Annotated in this window: 13 protein-coding genes; 5 read left to right on the top strand and 8 right to left on the bottom strand. The window is 70.2% G+C overall.

Annotation, left to right across the window (positions count from 1 at the left end):
- Positions 1 to 10 precede the first annotated feature (10 nt).
- The 4 genes from ACZ61C_RS46540 to ACZ61C_RS46555 all read right to left on the bottom strand — a co-directional run bounded on the left by ACZ61C_RS46540 (position 11) and on the right by ACZ61C_RS46555 (position 3,608).
- On the bottom strand, positions 11 to 256 hold the full coding sequence (locus ACZ61C_RS46540; protein WP_004559006.1) for an acyl carrier protein: 246 nt from the start codon (positions 254 to 256) through the stop codon (positions 11 to 13).
- A 74-nt stretch (positions 257 to 330) separates the two neighbouring features.
- Positions 331 to 1,314, bottom strand: a complete 984-nt coding sequence (locus tag ACZ61C_RS46545) for a beta-ketoacyl-ACP synthase III (protein WP_465314414.1) — start codon at positions 1,312 to 1,314, stop codon at positions 331 to 333.
- Entirely contained in the window at positions 1,311 to 2,234 is a 924-nt protein-coding gene (locus ACZ61C_RS46550) for an ACP S-malonyltransferase (RefSeq protein ID WP_465314415.1), read from the bottom strand. The genes ACZ61C_RS46545 and ACZ61C_RS46550 overlap by 4 nt, the downstream gene beginning before the upstream one ends.
- A gap of 159 nt (positions 2,235 to 2,393) precedes the next feature.
- Positions 2,394 to 3,608, bottom strand: a complete 1,215-nt coding sequence (locus ACZ61C_RS46555) for a PucR family transcriptional regulator (RefSeq protein ID WP_465314416.1) — start codon at positions 3,606 to 3,608, stop codon at positions 2,394 to 2,396.
- A gap of 125 nt (positions 3,609 to 3,733) precedes the next feature.
- Here ACZ61C_RS46555 and ACZ61C_RS46560 point away from each other — a divergent pair, with 125 nt between their 5' ends.
- The 4 genes from ACZ61C_RS46560 to ACZ61C_RS46575 all read left to right on the top strand — a co-directional run bounded on the left by ACZ61C_RS46560 (position 3,734) and on the right by ACZ61C_RS46575 (position 7,833).
- Positions 3,734 to 4,642 carry an ABC transporter ATP-binding protein gene (locus tag ACZ61C_RS46560; RefSeq protein ID WP_465314417.1) on the top strand — a complete coding sequence of 303 codons (909 nt, stop codon included), beginning with the start codon at positions 3,734 to 3,736 and terminating at the stop codon, positions 4,640 to 4,642.
- Complete coding sequence (locus ACZ61C_RS46565) at positions 4,639 to 5,862, top strand: ABC transporter permease (protein WP_465314418.1); 1,224 nt, start codon at positions 4,639 to 4,641, stop codon at positions 5,860 to 5,862. The genes ACZ61C_RS46560 and ACZ61C_RS46565 overlap by 4 nt, the downstream gene beginning before the upstream one ends.
- A gap of 302 nt (positions 5,863 to 6,164) precedes the next feature.
- Positions 6,165 to 6,941 (top strand): mechanosensitive ion channel family protein, encoded by a 777-nt coding sequence (locus ACZ61C_RS46570; RefSeq protein ID WP_465314419.1) that lies wholly within the window; start codon positions 6,165 to 6,167, stop codon positions 6,939 to 6,941.
- 253 nt (positions 6,942 to 7,194) lie between these two features.
- Positions 7,195 to 7,833: a nicotinamide mononucleotide transporter family protein gene (locus tag ACZ61C_RS46575; protein WP_465314420.1), complete on the top strand. Its 639-nt coding sequence runs from the start codon at positions 7,195 to 7,197 to the stop codon at positions 7,831 to 7,833.
- Here the strand turns inward: ACZ61C_RS46575 and ACZ61C_RS46580 are convergent.
- A complete protein-coding gene (locus tag ACZ61C_RS46580; protein WP_465314421.1) occupies positions 7,814 to 9,424 on the bottom strand; it encodes an L-lactate permease in 1,611 nt (536 codons plus the stop codon). The two genes, ACZ61C_RS46575 and ACZ61C_RS46580, sit on opposite strands and share 20 nt — an antisense overlap.
- A gap of 127 nt (positions 9,425 to 9,551) precedes the next feature.
- Complete coding sequence (locus ACZ61C_RS46585) at positions 9,552 to 10,142, bottom strand: TetR/AcrR family transcriptional regulator (protein WP_465314422.1); 591 nt, start codon at positions 10,140 to 10,142, stop codon at positions 9,552 to 9,554.
- An 82-nt stretch (positions 10,143 to 10,224) separates the two neighbouring features.
- Here ACZ61C_RS46585 and ACZ61C_RS46590 point away from each other — a divergent pair, with 82 nt between their 5' ends.
- Positions 10,225 to 10,968, top strand: coding sequence for an SDR family oxidoreductase (locus tag ACZ61C_RS46590; protein WP_465314423.1), 744 nt, complete (start codon positions 10,225 to 10,227; stop codon positions 10,966 to 10,968).
- On the opposite strand, the gene ACZ61C_RS46595 is transcribed toward ACZ61C_RS46590, so the two are convergent.
- Together ACZ61C_RS46595 and aceE are read right to left on the bottom strand one after the other, a co-directional pair.
- Positions 10,965 to 12,176, bottom strand: a complete 1,212-nt coding sequence (locus ACZ61C_RS46595; protein ID WP_465314424.1) for an alpha-hydroxy acid oxidase — start codon at positions 12,174 to 12,176, stop codon at positions 10,965 to 10,967. The genes ACZ61C_RS46590 and ACZ61C_RS46595 overlap by 4 nt on opposite strands.
- A gap of 72 nt (positions 12,177 to 12,248) precedes the next feature.
- Positions 12,249 to 15,044 carry a pyruvate dehydrogenase (acetyl-transferring), homodimeric type gene (gene aceE, locus ACZ61C_RS46600; RefSeq protein ID WP_465314425.1) on the bottom strand — a complete coding sequence of 932 codons (2,796 nt, stop codon included), beginning with the start codon at positions 15,042 to 15,044 and terminating at the stop codon, positions 12,249 to 12,251.
- Positions 15,045 to 15,329: the final 285 nt, after the last annotated feature.

A 15,329-nucleotide genomic window follows, 5' to 3' on the forward strand; every position in this document is an offset into this window, starting at 1 on the left:
GGAAGAGGACTTACTTGGAGTTGGCCGACACGTAGTTCACGGCGTCGCCCACGGTCTTCAGGTTGGCGAGCTCGTCGTCCGGGATCTTGACGCCGAACTTGTCCTCGGCCTGCACGGCGATCTCGACCATCGACAGCGAGTCGATGTCCAGGTCGTCCACGAACGACTTCTCGGCGGTGACGTCGTCCTGAGCCACACCGGCCACCTCTTCGACGATCTCGGCGAGGCCGGCGAGGATCTCAGCGTTGTCAGCCATGGGGTAGTTCCCTTCTCGGTGTTTCTTTGGGTCTGGTGCCCTCGGGCGAGTGCCCGCGGGGAGCGTAACGGTGGTCAGGGGCAGACGAACGCCTGCCCGGCGTAGGACAGGCCCGCGCCGAACCCGACCGCCAGCACCACGTCGCCGGACTTCGCCGTCCCGGCCTTGCGCATGTGGTCCAGCGCGAGGGGGATGGACGCCGACGAGGTGTTGCCGGAGTACTTGATGTCGTCGGCGACGACCATCTCTTCGCGAGCGCCCTGCGCCCGCAGCTTCTTCGCGATCGCCTCGACGATGCGCAGGTTCGCCTGGTGCGGGATGAGGACGTCCACATCGGACGGCTTCAGCCCGGCGACCTCCAGCGCCCGCAGCGCGATCGGCGCGATCTGGGTGGTCGCCCACCGGAAGACCGACTGGCCCTCCTGGTAGATGAACTTGTCCTCGGTCATCCCGATCAGGTCGACGAGGTCACCCGCGCTGCCCCAGGAGACCGGGCCGATCTGCGGTTCGTCGGACGCGCCGACGACCGCGGCGCCGGCGCCGTCGGCGAAGATGATCGCGTTCGCGCGGTCGGTCGGGTTCACCGAGTCGGTGAGCTTCTCGGCGCCGATCACGAGGACCTTCTTCGCCGAGCCCGCGCGGACCAGGTCGGAGGCGACCCCGAGGCCGTAGCAGAACCCGGCGCACGCGGCGTTGAGGTCGAACGCGCCGGGGCTCGGGATGCCGATCCGGGCGGCGACCTGGGCGGCCGCGTTCGGGATCTGCGTCGGCATGGTGCAGTTCGGGAGGATCACCGTGTCCACTTCGGACGGGTCGACGCCCGCGTCGGCCAGCGCGGCGGTGCCGGCGGCGACGGCCATGTCGGTGAGCAGCTCGTCCTTCTCGGCGAAGCGGCGCTCGATGATCCCGACGCGCGTCTGGATCCACTCGTCGTTGGTCTCCATCAGCTTCGAGAGGTCGTCGTTGGTGACGACCTTCTTGGGCTGGTAGCTGCCGACGCCCAGCACGCGGCTCCCGCGGGAGCCCGGGTTGAGGCTCAGGGCCGGTCGGTCGGTCACGAGGCGTCCTCCTGGCGCAGCGCCGCCAGTTCGGCCGGCGTCTTCAGCGCGGTGGTAGTGGTCACGACGCCCTTGAGCTGCCGCTTGACCAGGCCGGTCAGCGTGCCCGCGGGCGCGAGTTCGACGGTGCGGGTGACGCCGAGCGCGACGAGGCCGTCCATCGTCAGGTCCCAGCGGACCGACCGGGTGACCTGCGAAACCAGGCGCTCCAGGTACTCGGCCCCGCTGGTGACGACCGCGCCGTCCGCGTTGGACAGCAGCGGGCGCGTCGGGTCGGCCGGGGTGAGCTCGGCGGCGTGGGCGCGCAACGCCTCTTCGGCGGGCGCCATGTACTGCGTGTGGAACGCGCCGGCGACCTTGAGAGCGCGGATCTTCGTGCCGTCAAGGGGTTCGGCGACGATCTTCGCGATCGCGTCGGCGGCGCCGGAGGCGACGATCTGCCCCGCTCCGTTGCGGTTCGCCGCGGTCAGGCCCCGCTCTTCGAGCCAGGCGACGACCTGCTCGGGGTCCCCGAGCATGACCGCGGCCATCGACGTCGGTTCGAGCGCGCACGCCTTCGCCATCTCGGCGCCGCGGACGGCGGCGAGCGCGACGGCGTCTTCGGGCTTGAGCACCCCGGCGATCGCGGCGGCCGCGAGCTCGCCGACGGAGTGGCCGGCGACCGGCGCGTCGGCGGGCACCGGCGCAGTCGCCTGGAGGTGCTCGAAGGTGAGCAGCGACAGCGCGACGATCAGCGGCTGCGCGATCGCGGTGTCCTGGATCTCCTCGGCGTCCCCCTCGGTGCCGAGGCGGAGCAGGTCGAGCCCCGCGCGCTCGGACCACTGGGCGACGCGCTCGCGGGCGCCGTCGAGGTCGAGCCAGGGCGTGAACATACCGGGGGCCTGGGACCCCTGACCGGGAGCGAGGACTGCTGCTGTCACCCTCTAAGACAACACGCTGGGGCCCGGTTCCCGTGATGCCGACGCTCACAGTGTCTGCCCGGCGTCTTTGTCGGAAACCTCCAAAGACGCGCCGGACGACCTCGCTCGTAACCCGGAAGCCTTGTCGGGTTCACTGTAATCTGGGTCACGCGCGGGCCGTCACCAGAGGCCGCGGGCGCGGGCCAGCCGGCCCACGGTGAGCGCGATCCGCAGCACCAGCGCGTCCCGCGGGTCGGTCGGCTGGCAGCCGGTGAGGTCCGCCGCCTTCCGCAGGCGGTAGCGGACGGTGTTCGGGTGGACGAACAGCGTCTTCGCGCACGTCTCCAGCACACCGCCGGACTCGAGGTAGGCCTCCACCGTGCGCTGCAGCGTCGGGCCGGCCTCTTCCAACGGCCGGGCGATCAGGTCGACCAGCAGGCGCTCGGCCTCGGCGTCGCCGGACAGCGCGCGCTCCGGCAGCAGGTCCGCCGAACGGACCGGGCGGGGTGCGCCGGGCCAGCCGACCACCGCGCGCAGCCCGGACAGCGCCTCCGTGGCGCTGTGGTGGGCCTCCGCGAGCGTCGCCACGGTCGGGCCCGCGACCACCGGGCCGTCGGCGAACGCCACCGACATCTTGGCCAGGATTTCGCGTTCCTTCAGGCCGCCTTCGGTCGGCCCGCCCACCACGACCACCAGCCGGGAGCCCTGCACCGACAGCAGCACCGGGCGCCCGACGCGGGCGGCGCGGCTGCGGACCTCGAACACCACCGTCGGCGGGTCTTCCGACGGCGGGTTGCCCACCAGGACCGTCGCCGCGGCGGACGGCTCCCAGCCCAGCGCGGTCGCGCGCGAGAGCACCGACTCCTCGGCGTCCCCGCGGACGATGCCGTCGACGACCAGCGCCTCCAGCCGGGCGTCCCACGCGCCGCGCGCCTCCGCGGCGGCGGCGTAGGAGTTCGCCGCCGCGAACGCGATTTCCCGGCCGTAGCGGAGAATTCCCTCGATCAGGGCGGCCCGTTCGGCTTCGTTCGCGGCGAATTCGGGCAGCTGCTCTTCGAAGACTTCGATGGCGAGCCGCACCATGCCGACCGCCTGACGCAGGCTGACCCACCGGGAAAGCTCGGCCGGCGCGTCGCGGAACGCCTCCGTCGTGAGCTTCAGCGCTTCCTTCGAGTCCCGCAGCCAGCTGACAAAACCGGCGGCGCCGGCCTGCGTGATCAGCAGGACGCTCGCGCGCTGGTCGGCGGGCAGCCGGGCGAACCACGGCAGCCGCCGTTCCATCACCGCGACACTGGCGCTGGCCAGGCTGCCGGACGCGTGCTCGAGCCGCCGGAGTGTCTTCGCGGACAGTCCGTGGTGCTTGGGCACCCGGCGCGGGGCGGTCGTTCCATCCATGGCGGAGGCGATCCTACGTGCCCGCAACTTTCGTAGCCGCCGAAGGCAACGCCGGACGGTATGCGGGGCGTGGACGTACTGCCTAGGATCTCCGGCGAGGGCAGACCAGGAATGGGGGAACCGGAATGACCGGTTTAGAGATCGACGCGATCTCCAAACGCTACGGCGACGTGGTCGCCTTGCGTGAAATGACGTTCGACGTCCGGCCGGGCGAATTGTTCGGCTTCGTCGGCAGCAACGGCGCCGGGAAGACCACCACCATGCGGATCGCGCTCGGCGTGCTGTCCGCCGACGCCGGCCAGGTGCGCTACGAAGGCGAGCCGGTGACGCACGAAACCCGGCGCCACATCGGGTACATGCCGGAAGAACGCGGGCTCTACCCCAAGATGAAGGTCGGCGAGCAGCTCACCTACCTGGCCCGGCTGCACGGGATGTCCGCTTCGGACGCCAAGTCGTCGGCGGAGAAGTGGACCGAACGGCTGGGCGTGGCCGCGCGCCGCGACGACGAGGTCCAGAAGCTCAGCCTCGGCAACCAGCAGCGCGTCCAGCTGGCCGCGGCGCTGGTGCACGAGCCGCGGATCCTGGTGCTCGACGAGCCGTTCTCCGGCCTCGACCCGGTCGCGGTGGACGTGATGAGCGCGGTGCTCAAGGAAAAGGCCGCCGAGGGTGTGCCGGTCGTGTTCTCCAGCCACCAGCTCGACCTCGTCGAGCGGCTCTGCGACAGGGTCGGCATCGTCCGGAGTGGACAGATGGTCGAGATCGGCACGGTCGGCGACCTGCGCTCCGGCGGCGCCGTCCGGCTGCGCGTCGACGTCCCCTCGGCCGGTGACGGCTGGGCCGACGGCGTCCCGGGGGTGCGGGTGCTCGGCCACAAGGGCACGGTCACCGAGCTGGAGCTCGGCGAGGGCGCCGACGACCAGGACGTCCTCAAGGCCGCGCTGGCCACCGGGCCGGTGCGCGAGTTCGCCCGTGAACAGCCTTCGCTGGCCGACCTGTTCCGCACCGTCGTGACGACCGAGGAGGTCCCCGCATGAGCACGCCGCTCCCGGACGTCCGGATGAGCCCGATGAGCGCGGTCGGCCTGGTCGCCTCGCGCGAGATCGGCACCCGCGTGAAGTCGAAGGCCTACCGCGTCACCACGGTGATCATGCTGCTGCTGATCGTGGTCGGCATCGTGCTGGTCAAGCTGATCTCGGGTGGGGGCGACGGCGCCGACTCGACCGTCGGGTACACCCCGGCGACCGCGCCGTTCGCCGCGCCGCTGAAGGCCGGCGGCCAGGCGGTCGACGAGTCCATCGACACCACCCAGGTCGCCGACGAGGCCGCCGGGCGGGCGAAGCTGGCCGACGGCTCGATCGACGCGCTGCTCACCGGCGACGGCAAGAGCGTGCACGTCCAGGTGAAGAAGGACCTCGACGGCAAGCTCGCGAACGTGCTGCAGCTGCTGTCCCGCCAGGTCGCGCTCGACCAGCGGATCACCGCGCTGGGCGGGAACCCGGCGCAGTTCCAGGCGGCGGTCGCGTCGGCGACGTTCATCGAGGACCCACCCCTGGAGCAGCCGTACGACTACAACGGCCAGCAGCTGATCCTGGGCATCGTCGCCGGCATCCTGATCTACATGTCGTTGATGCTCAACGGCCAGAGCGTGGCGCAGGGCGTTGTCGAGGAGAAGACGTCGCGGGTCGTGGAACTGCTGCTGTCGACGATCAAGCCGTGGCAGCTGATGGCGGGGAAGGTGCTCGGCATCGGTGTGGTCGGGCTGATCCAGATACTCGTGATCGGGGCCGGCGGGGTGATCGCCGGCCTGGCGTCCGGGGTGCTCACCATTTCCGTTTCGGCGGCCGTGGGCACGGTCGTCTGGCTGATCGTGTGGTACCTGCTCGGGTTCTTCATGTACTCGATCGTGTTCGCCGCGCTGGGTGCGCTGGTTTCGCGCCAGGAAGACGTCGGCGGCGCGACGATGCCGGCGTTGATGTTCGTGATCGCCGGGTACGTCGTCGGCATTTCCGTTCTGCCGTCGGATCCGGGTAACACGTTTGTCGAGGTGCTTTCCGTGATTCCGGTGTTCTCGCCGACGCTGATGCCGATGCGGCTGGCGATGGGCGGGGTCCCGGTGTGGGAAGCCGTGTTGTCGGTGGGGCTGGTGGTGCTGATGATTCCGGGGCTGATCTGGCTCGCCGCGCGGATCTACCGCAACGCCGTGATGCGCAGTGGCGCAAAGGTGAAACTGCGCGACGCCCTGCGCGCCGCCTGAAGTTCGCCGGTCGTTCATCCGGCCCTCGGAAGCTTCGGCTTCCGGGGGCCGGATTTTTGTATACCCGGTAAATGCTCGAGGCCGCCCGGCGCTTGCGGTTTACGCTGCGCCGGACGGCCTCGTCTCCCCGGTCCCCACCGGTAGAACCAGTATGGCCGTGGCTGATCTTCGCGCGCCAGTCGTCTCACTCGATCGTGGGGCGCACGAGTTGCCGCGGCTGGGTACCTGATCAACGATCCGGTGCACAACAGCGCGCACCACCCGAATCGTGATTCGGTGCGAACACCTAGAGGGAGTCGGACATGGGCCAGCAACTGAAGGACGGACTCGGGCAGGCGTGGAACCTCGTCGCCACGTTCGTGCCGAAACTCGTCGGATTCCTGATCATCCTGCTGATCGGCTGGCTGATCGCGAAGGCGGTGTCGAAAGGGCTGAGCCTGGTCCTCGGAAAGGTCGGGTTCGGCAAGCTGATCGAGAAGACCGGCCTTTCCGCCAGCATCGGCCAGCAGAAGATCGACGCGGCCGGGATCCTCGTGAAACTGGTCTACTACTTCATTCTGCTGATCGCGCTGCAGCTGGCGTTCGGCGTGTTCGGGCCGACCAACCCGGTGAGCCAGCTGCTCAACGACATCATCGCGTTCCTGCCGCGGATCGTGGTCGCGCTGGTGCTGATCGTGGTCGCGGCGGCCATCGCGAAGGTCGTGCGTGACGTCGTCTCGTCGGCGATGTCGGGCCGCCCGGCCGGCCGTTACCTGGCGACCGGCGCGTACTGGCTGATCATGGCGTTCGGCATCATCGCCGCGCTCGGCCAGGTGAACATCGCCACGGCGATCACCGGCCCGGTCCTGATCGCGGTCCTGGCCACGATCGGCGGCGTGATCGTGGTCGGCTTCGGCGGCGGCCTCATCAAGCCGGCCCAGGACCGCTGGCGCGGCTGGATGGCGAACATGCAGCAGCAGCTGGCCGAGACCCCGGCCCAGCGCACGGGCGAGATGGGCACGAGCGCCCCGCCGCGGGCGACCGTGGGCGCCGACAACACCCCGACCCCGCCGGCGGGGATGCAGCGCCCGCAGGTCTGAGCGGGCTCAGTGGTTCACGGGACGGGCCCGGCGGACGGGGAAGCCGCCGGGCCCTTGCCTGCCGCACCCCCGCGCCCCAATGTGGCCTTCGGTGCGTTCAACGCACCGAAGGCCGCCTTGGGTGCGTCAGACGCACCCAAGGCCACATTGGGGCGGTTTGGTCCCACGCCTCGGGATGTCTCGCCGCTCACAGTCTCTGGGGAATTCACCCTCCGCGGAGCATGTTGGAGCGGGAGAACGAAAGGGGCGTGTCGTGGACTTCCTGCTGCACCACGGGATCACCGTGCTCGGACAGTGGATCTCGATCGCGGAGCTCGCCGGGCAGGTGTTCGCGCTGGCCGTGGTGTTCCTCGCTCAGCGTCGCACCCTGTGGACCTGGCCCGTGCAGGTCGGGGCGACCGTCCTGCTCTTCGCCGTCTACGTCTCCGCGCACCTCGGGGGGCTCGCTGCCCGGCAGGTCGCCATCCTCGCCATCTCCGTCTACGGCTGGTGGGCTTGGACGCGCCGCCAGGACCCCGTGTTCGGCGTCGTCGTACGGCAGGGACGGCTCGTCGAACGCCTGGCCATGCTCGGCGCCTTCGTCGTCGGGACCACCGTGATGGCGCTGGTCCTGGACGCGCTGCACGCGTCCTGGGCGCCCTGGCCGGACGCCGCCATCTTCGTCGGGACCCTCGTCGCCTTCGGAGCGCAGGGTGCGGGGCTCGTCGAGTTCTGGCTGGTCTGGCTGGTCGTCGACGCGATCGGCGTGCCGCTGCAGATCTCGTCCGGGCTCTACTTCTCCGCCGCGATCTACATCGTCTTCGCCGGGCTCGTCGTGCACGGCTGGTGGAGCTGGAACCGCTCCGCGAAGCAGACGATCGCCGCCCACGACGTCATGGCAGCATCCAGCTGAGCACCGGCGTGCTCTGACCCCACACGATCAGGCACATCACCAGCAGCAGCCCGACGCTCCACGGCAGCACCTTCCGCAGGAGCTTGCCCTCTTCACCGGGCAGGTTCGCGGCGACGCACGCGATCGTGAGGTTCTGCGGCGAGACCATCTTGCCGAGCACCCCGCCGGAGCTGTTGGCCGCGGCGAGCAGGTCCGCGGGCAGGCCCGTCTTGTTCGCCGCCGTCACCTGCAACGCACCGAACAGCGCGTTCGCCGACGTGTCCGACCCCGAGACGGCGACGCCGAACCAGCCCAGCACCGGGGAGAGGAACGCCAGGCCCGCGCCCGCGGCCGCGATGAACGTGCCGATCGTGCTCGTCTGGCCGGAAAGGTTCATCACGTAGGCCAGCGCGAGCACCCCGGTCACGGTGAGGATCGCGAACCGCAGCTCCTTCACCGTCGCCAGCCACTCGCTCGCGGCGCCGCTCGCCGACACCGCCAGCAGCACCGTCGTCAGGATCCCGGCCAGCAGCACCAGCGTGCCGCCGGTGTTGAGGAACGGCAGCGAGAAGGTGTTGCCGGACAGCGGTTTCCCGTTCGGCCCCGCGACGTTCAGCCCCGGCCAGTGGAACTTCCACGTCGCCTTGTCGAGCAGCTTCTTGACCGGCGGCAGCACGGCGAGCGAGAAGATCACGATGATCAGGAGGTAGGGCAGGTAGGCCTTGACGACGTCGTCGCGGGAGTCTTCCGGCGGCGTCTCCCCGGTGGCCGCGCCGCCCGTGCCGATCCGGACGGACTCGGGCACCGCGCGGCGGGTCTGGGGGAGGGCCACCAGCGCGGCCGCGCCGGCGAGCGCCGCGCCGATGTCGGCCAGCTGCGGTGAGACGAAGTTCGACGCGAGGAACTGCACGAGCCCGAACGCGACCCCGCAGACCAGCGCGGGCAGCCAGGTGTCGCGCAGGCCGCGCTTGCCGTCGACGATGATGACCAGCAGCAGCGGCACGACCAGCGCGAGCAACGGCGTCTGGCGGCCGACGATCGAGGAGACCTGCTCCAGCGGCAGCCCGGTGACCTGGGCGAGCGTGACGACCGGGGTGCCCATCGCCCCGAACGCGACCGGGGCGGTGTTCGCGACCAGCGCGACGACGGCGGCCTTCACCGGGTGGAAGCCGACGGCCACCAGCATCACGGCGCTGATCGCGACCGGCGCGCCGAAGCCGGCGAGGGCCTCCATCAGCGCGCCGAAGCAGAAGGCGATGATCAGCGCCTGGATCCGCGGGTCGTCGGAGATCCGGCCGAACGAGCGGCGCAGGACGTCGAAGTGCCCGGTCCGCACGGTGAGCCGGTAGACCCACAGCGCGTTGACGACGATCCACATGATCGGCCACAACCCGAACGCGGCGCCCGACAGCGCGCCGGAGACGGCCTGGACGATCGGCATCCCGAACGCGGCGATCCCGACGACGAGCGCGACCAGCAGCCCGATCAGGGCGGCGTGGTGCGCCCGCATCCGGACGACGCCGAGGAGGACGAGGACGGTGGCCAGCGGCAGCACGGCGACGAGCGCCGACAGGCCCAGCGAGCCGAGGGGAGTCACGTCTTGCACGAACACGGGCGACCTCCGTTTTCCACGATGCGAAAACGGCCTTTCGGCGAGTGTCCGAGATCTTCGTCACAAACCAGGCGGTCCGTCAAGAAGTTGAGTCCGGTTGGCCCAATGGGTCAGGCGGTAACGCGAGTTACGGCTTCGGCAGGACGGCCAGGGTGGTCTCGGCGATCGTCTGCAGCTCAGCCGGGCTGGAACCGCCCTTGCCGAGCGCTTCGATGCCGCGGTTGACGGCGAGCAGGAGGCTCGCCAGGTGGGCCGGGTCGTGGCCGCCGGCGATGTCGCCGGCGCGCTGGGCCGCCGCGATGCAGTCCGCCAGCTGGGCGTGCAGCTCGCGGAACGCACGCTCGGAACGGGCTGCGATCGCTTCGTCGTGCTGCGCGCACTCCGCCGTGCTCTTCGCGATCAGGCAGCCGCGCCGGTCGCGGTCGGCCGCGGTGTCCTCGGCGATCGCCAGGACGTGCTCGCGCAGCCGCTGGTAGGCGGTCTCGTCGGGGCCCTCGAGAAGGCGACGCGTTGCTTCGGTGGCCTCGGTGCAGTAGTCGTCGTAGACGCGCAGGAACAGCGCGTGCTTGTCCCCGAAGGCGCCGTAGAGGCTGCCTTTGCCGAGGCCGGTCACCGCCGCGATGTCGTCGATCTTCGTACCCGCGTAACCGGTTGCCCAGAACTGGTCCCGTGCGGCGCGCAGGACCGCGGCCTCGTCGAAGCTCCGGGGTCTCGCCATGAAGCAAGCCTACCCATTCTTGACTATCTCGTCCAGAACCGCGTACGTTCTGGACGAGATAGTCAAGAATTCGGAGGGTGAGATGAACCTGAAGGACAAGACGGCACTGGTGACCGGCGCCGGGACCGGCATCGGCCTGGGCATCGCGAAGCGGTTCGCGGCCGAAGGCGCGCACGTCGTGATCACCGGGCGGCGCAAGGAGGTCCTCGACGACGCCGTCGCCGAGATCGGCGGCAGCGTCCAGGCGATCCGCGCCGACTCCTCGAACCTCGCCGACCTCGACGAGGTCTACCGGGTGATCGCCGAGCGCGGCCGCGGTCTCGACGTCGTCGTGGCCAACTCGGGCGGCGGCGTGACCCAGCCGCTGGGCGAGATCACCGAGGAGCAGTTCGACGCGACCTTCGGCACGAACGTCAAGGGTGTCGTCTTCACCGTGCAGAAGGCCTTGCCGCTGCTGAACGACAAGGCGTCGGTCATCCTCACCGGCTCGACGACGTCGACGCGCGTGGCGCCGGGCATGAGCATCTACGCGTCGACGAAGTCCGCCGTCCGCAGTTTCGCCCGCACCTGGGCGCTCGACCTGCAGGGCAAGGGAATCCGCGTCAACGTGCTGAGCCCCGGGCCGACGCTCACCCCGGGCCTGCTCGGCCTGGCCGAGCCGGACGCGCGGCAGCAGCTCGTCGAAGGCATGGCGAGCCAGGTGCCGCTCGGCCGCCTGGGCGACCCGAGCGAGATCGCCGCGGCGGCGCTGTTCCTGGCCACCGACGAGGCGAGCTTCGTCAACGGCGTCGAGTTCTTCGTCGACGGCGGCCAGGCGCAGGTCTAACGCAGGGTGGCGTGCGAGGGCGTCAGGTCCTTCAAGGTCCGGACACCCAGCAGCTGCATCGTGCGGACCATCTCCGTCCGCAGGATGTCGACGCAGCGCTGCACCCCGCGCTCACCGCCGGCCATCAGGCCGTACAGGAACGCGCGGCCGACCAGCACCGCGTCGGCGCCGCGGGCGATCGCCGCCACGATGTCGCCGCCCGAGAGGATGCCCGTGTCGATCCAGACCTCGGCGCCGCCCTGGAGCTCGTCCAGCACCGCCGGGAGCAGCTCCAGGGGCGTCGGGGCGCGGTCGAGCTGGCGGCCGCCGTGGTTCGAGATCAGGACCGCGTCCGCGCCGTGCTTGACGACGTCGCGAGCGTCGTCGACGTTCTGCACGCCCTTCACCACGAGCTTGCCCGGCCAGGTGCGGCGCACCCAGTCGAGGTCGTCGAAGTTGAGCGTGGGGTCGAAGAGCTTGTTCAGCAGTTCGGCGACGGTGCCGCCGAAGTGGTTGAGCGAGGCGAAGTTCAGCGGCTCGGTGGTCAGCAGGTTGAACCACCACGCCGGGTGCGTCGCGCCGTCGAGGAACGTCTTGAGGGTCAGCGCGGGCGGGATGGTCAGGCCGTTGCGGACGTCGCGCAGGCGGGCGCCGCCGACCGGGGTGTCCACGGTCAGCATGAGCGTGTCGTAGCCGTGCTCCCACGCGCGATTCATCAGATCTTCACCCGCGCCGTGGTCGCGCCAGACGTAGAGCTGGAACCACTTCCGCGCGCCGGGCGCGGCGGCCGCGAGGTCTTCGATCGATGTTGTCGCCATCGTCGAGAGGCCGACCGGGATGCCGTTGCGCTCGGCGACGCGCGCCACCGCGCTCTCGCCCTCGTGCTGCATCATCCGGGTGAACCCGGTGGGGGCGAAGGCGAACGGCAGCGCGGACGTCTTCCCGAGGATCTCGCGCGTGGTGTCCACATCGGACACCCCGCGCAGCACGTTCGGGTGGAACTCGATCCGCCGGTAGGCCTGCCGCGCGCGGCGCAGGCTGTCCTCGAGCTCGGCCGCGCCGTCGGTGTAGTCGAAGGCCGCCCGGGGAGTGCGCTTGCGCGCGATCGTCCGCAGGTCGGCGATGGTGTGCGCGTTCGCCAGCCGCCGGTCGGTCGGGTTCAGCACGATCGGCTTCGGCCGCAGGATCTGCTTCAGCTCGTCCGGCTTCGGCAGTCGGCGCTTCGTCACACTCATCAGCTCCCTAAGCAGGCGGGACCCGGCAGACATCGGATGTCTGCCGGGTCCCTTTCTAGCATCGAATCACGCGCTACCGGAATCCGACGTCTGCGGCCCGGCGGCCGCGATGTCGTCGAGCCGGTACTTCGTGGCCGCTTCGAGGACCTTCGCCTGCTCGACCTCGCCGCGCTTGGCCAGGATCGACAGCGCGCCGACGGTGATCGACTCGGCGTCGACCAGGAACTTCCGCCGCGCCGCCGGCCGGGTGTCGGAGAACCCGAACCCGTCGGTGCCCAGCGTCAGCATGTCGGTCGGCACGTACGGGCGGATCAGGTCCGGCACCGCGCGCATCCAGTCCGACACCGCCACGACCGGGCCGTTCGCGCGTGAAAGTTTCTCGGTTACGTACGGCACGCGCGGCTCGCTGCCCGGGTAGAGCAGGTTGTCGTGGTCGATCTCCACGGCCTCGCGCCGCAGCTCGGTCCACGACGTCGCCGACCAGACCGACGCCCGCACACCCCACTCCTCGGCGAGCAGCTTCTGCGCCTTGAGCGCGTCCGGCATCGTGACGCCCGAGACGAGGATCTGCACCTCCGGACCGTCGCCCGAGGGCGCGTCCGCGTACTTGTACAGACCCTTCAGCAGACCGTCGACGTCGAGGTTCTCCGGCTCGGCGGGCTGCTGGTACGGCTCGTTGTAGATCGTCATGTAGTAGAAGACGTTCTCGCCGTTGCCGTCCGGGCCGGTCTCGCCGTACATCCGGCGCAGGCCGTCCTTCACGATGTGCGCGATCTCGAACGACCACGACGGGTCGTAGGCCACCGCGGCCGGGTTGGTCGCCGCCAGCAGCAGCGAGTGCCCGTCCGCGTGCTGCAGGCCCTCACCCGTCAGGGTGGTCCGGCCGGCGGTGGCGCCGAGGACGAACCCGCGGGCCATCTGGTCGGCGGCGGCGTAGAGGCCGTCACCGGTGCGCTGGAACCCGAACATCGAGTAGAAGATGTAGATCGGGATCATCGGCTCGCCGTGCGTCGCGTACGACGTGCCGACGGCGGTGAACGACGCGGTCGAGCCCGCCTCGTTGATGCCCTCGTGCAGCAGCTGGCCCTTTTCGGACTCCTTGTAGGCCAGCATCAGGCTCGCGTCGACCGAGGTGTAGGTCTGGCCGTGCGGGTTGTAGATCTTGGCCGTCGGGAACATCGAGTCGAGGCCGAAGGTGCGGGCCTCGTCCGGGATGATCGGGACGACGCGCTTGCCGATCTCGGAGTCCTTCGCCAGCTCGCGGACCAGCCGGACGAACGCCATCGTCGTGGCGACCTCCTGCTTGCCGGAGCCCTTGCGCAGGCCTTCGTAGACCTTGTCGCCGGGCAGCACGAGCGCCTTCGACGCCTTCGGACGCCGCTCGGGCAGGAAGCCGCCGAGCGCCTTGCGGCGGCCGACCATGTACTCGATCTCGGGCGAGTTCGCGCCCGGGTGGTAGTACGGCGGCAGCTTCGGGTCGCGCTCGAGCTCCTCGTCGCTGATCGGGATCCGCTGCGAGTCGCGGAACAGCTTGAGGTCGTCGAGGGTGAGTTTCTTCATCTGGTGCGTGGCGTTGCGGCCCTCGAACGCCGGGCCCAGGCCGTAACCCTTGATCGTGTGGGCCAGGATCACCGTCGGCTGGCCGTGGTGCTCCAGCGCCGACTTGTACGCCGCGTACACCTTGCGGTAGTCGTGGCCGCCGCGCTTGAGGTTCCAGATGTCGGCGTCGGAGAGGTCCTTGACCAGGTCCTTCGTCCGCGGGTCGCGGCCGAAGAAGTGCTCGCGGACGAAGGCGCCGTCGTTGGCCTTGTACGTCTGGTAGTCGCCGTCGGGCGTCACGTTCATCAGGTTGACCAGGGCGCCGTCGCGGTCGGCGTGCAGCAGCGAGTCCCACTCGCGGCCCCAGATGACCTTGATGACGTTCCAGCCGGCGCCGCGGAAGTACGACTCCAGCTCCTGGATGATCTTGCCGTTGCCGCGCACCGGGCCGTCGAGCCGCTGCAGGTTGCAGTTGATCACGAAGGTCAGGTTGTCGAGGCCCTCGTGCGCCGCGACGTGGATCAGGCCGCGCGACTCGGGCTCGTCCATCTCGCCGTCGCCGAGGAACGCCCAGACGTGCTGGTCGTTCGTGTCCTTGATGCCGCGGTCGCGCAGGTAGCGGTTGAACCGGGCCTGGTAGATGGCGTTCATCGGGCCGAGGCCCATGGACACCGTCGGGTACTCCCAGAACTCCGGCATCAGCCGCGGGTGCGGGTACGACGGCAGGCCGCCGCCCTCGCCGGCGTGCGAGAACTCCTGGCGGAAGCCGTCGAGCTGCTGCTCGGTCAGCCGGCCCTCGAGGAACGCGCGGGCGTAGGTGCCGGGGGAGGCGTGGCCCTGGAGGTAGACGTGGTCACCCCCGCCCGAGTGGTCTTTGCCGCGGAAGAAGTGGTTGAACCCGACTTCGTAGAGCGCGGCGGAGGAGGCGTAGGTCGAGATGTGCCCGCCGACGCCGACGCCCGGGCGCTGCGCCCGGTGCACCATGATCGCGGCGTTCCACCGGATGTAGGCGCGGTAGCGGCGCTCGATCTCCTCGTCGCCGGGGAACCACGGTTCGTTCTCCGTCGGGATGGTGTTGACGTAGTCCGTCGACGTGAGCGCCGGCACGCCGACGTGGCGTTCACGGGCGCGCTCCAGGATGCGCAGCATCAGGTACCGGGCCCGCTGCTGACCTCCCCTGGCCAGCGCCTCGTCGAAGGAGTCCAGCCACTCGGCGGTCTCCTCCGGGTCGATGTCGGGCAGGTGCGCCGCCAATCCGTCACGGATGACGCGTACGCGTGCCGGGGTCTCCTTGCCGGAGGCGCCGTCGTTCTGCGGGGCCAAGGGGTCTCCTTGCGAAAAGTTGTAGCCGGTGGTGCTCGTACGCGGGGGTGTACGACTCTCCATCGTCGTCTTCCGTCCCGGCTTCCGCACCGCTACTTGGCGGTAACATCGGCCGACCCGGGCGAGCCACTCCCAGCGCGCGGTGTATCGCGCGCGCGTTTTCTTCCTCCCCACCCTAGGGGACGGGTCCCGGCGGGGTGCCAGACCGGTCGCCGGAGGCACCCGAAACGCCGTCGCGGCGAGTCCCCGCCGCCCCGTATCCTGCGACACGAGTTGTCAAAGATC

The sequence above is a fragment of the Amycolatopsis sp. NPDC104587 genome, assembly GCF_055583645.1.